Consider the following 1571-nt stretch of genomic DNA (forward strand, 5'->3'; position numbering starts at 1 on the left):
ACCCACAACATGCCGCCCAACAACGTCACCGAGATGACGCCGGACGAGCGGCAGGTTCTCGCGGCCTGGCTGAAGGACACCACGCGATGACCTCCCTGCTCCTGAGAAACGCCGACGTTCTCGTGACGATGGACGCTTCGCGGCGCGAGATCCGCGGCGGCGGCGTCTACATCGAGGAGAACCGCATCGTCGCCGTGGGCGCGGGCGACGCCCTGCCCGAGACGGCCGACACGGTGCTCGACATGACGGGGCACGTGGTGCTGCCCGGCCTCGTCAACACCCACCACCACATGTACCAGACCCTGACCCGGGCGGTGCCGGCCGCGCAGGATGCCGAGCTGTTCGGCTGGCTGAAGGCGCTCTACCCGATCTGGGCGCGCCTCACCCCCGAGATGATCCGCGTCTCGACCCAGACGGCCATGGCCGAGCTGATCCTGTCGGGCTGCACCACCTCCAGCGACCACCTCTACATCTATCCGAACGGCTGCCGGCTCGACGATTCCATCGAGGCGGCGGAGGCCATCGGCATGCGCTTCCACGCGGCCCGGGGCGCCATGAGCGTCGGGCAGAGCAAGGGCGGCCTGCCCCCCGACGCGGTGGTGGAGGACGAGGCCGCGATCCTCGCGGATACCCGCCGGCTGATCGAGCGCTGGCACGATCCGGCCCGCTTTTCCATGCGGCGCGTCGTGGTGGCGCCGTGCTCGCCCTTCTCGGTGAGCCGCGACCTCATGCGTGAATCGGCCGAGCTCGCCCGCGCCTACGGCGTCGGCCTGCACACGCACCTCGCGGAGAACGAGAACGACATCGCCTACAGTCGCGAGAAGTTCGGGATGACGCCGGCCGAGTACGCGGCCGAGCTCGGCTGGGTCGGGCCCGACGTCTGGCACGCGCACTGCGTCAAGCTCGACGAGGCCGGCATCCGCCTGTTCGGCCGCACCCGCACGGGGGTCGCCCATTGTCCCTGCTCGAACATGCGACTGGCATCCGGCATCGCCCCCGTGGGACGGATGCGCTGCGAGGGCGTGAGCGTCGGGCTCGGCGTCGACGGCTCGGCCTCGAACGACGGCTCGCACATGCTGGGTGAGGCGCGCCAGGCCATGCTGCTGGCCCGGGTCGGGTTCGGGCCCGCCGCGATGAGCGGGCGCGAGGCCCTGGAGATCGCGACCCTCGGGGGCGCGCAGGTACTCAACCGCGACGATATCGGCGTCCTGGCGCCCGGGATGGCGGCCGACGTGGTCGCCTTCGACATGCGGGGTCTCGAGACCGCAGGCGCCCTGCACGATCCGGTCGCCGCCCTGGTGTTCTGCGCGCCGCAGCGGGTGGCCTGGAGCGTCATCGACGGCCGCGTCGTGGTGCGCGAGGGACGGCTCACGACGCTGGATACGCGCAGCCTCGTCGCCCGCCACAACGCGCTGGCGGCCGACCTCGTCCGCGACGAGGCGCGCTGAGCCCCGGCCGCCGGTGCCTTGACGCGCTTCGGCGAAGTTCGCCACACCTGCCCGACACGGAGCCCTCGGATGACCGCCTCGCCCTACAACCCGCCCTGCGGCGGCCTGCCGCCCCAGACCGCG

General features: G+C 71.9%; 1 protein-coding gene. It reads left to right on the forward strand.

Translation table 11 applies throughout. The annotated features are described in order from the left end of the window. Positions 1–86 precede the first annotated feature (86 nt). The gene (locus K2X24_RS03680) at positions 87–1448 is read left to right on the forward strand and encodes an 8-oxoguanine deaminase (protein ID WP_292494747.1); all 1362 of its coding nucleotides are present in this window, start codon (positions 87–89) and stop codon (positions 1446–1448) included. Positions 1449–1571 lie beyond the last annotated feature (123 nt).

It is taken from the genome of Methylobacterium sp. (genome assembly GCF_019750675.1).
In the GTDB taxonomy this organism is placed as follows: Bacteria; Pseudomonadota; Alphaproteobacteria; order Rhizobiales; family Beijerinckiaceae; genus Methylobacterium.

Bases quoted from the DNA above. Each gene is read 5' to 3' on its own strand.
- K2X24_RS03680 (WP_292494747.1), top strand. From the start codon at position 87: ATGACCTCCCTGCTCCTGAGAAACGCCGACGTTCTCGTGACGATGGAC.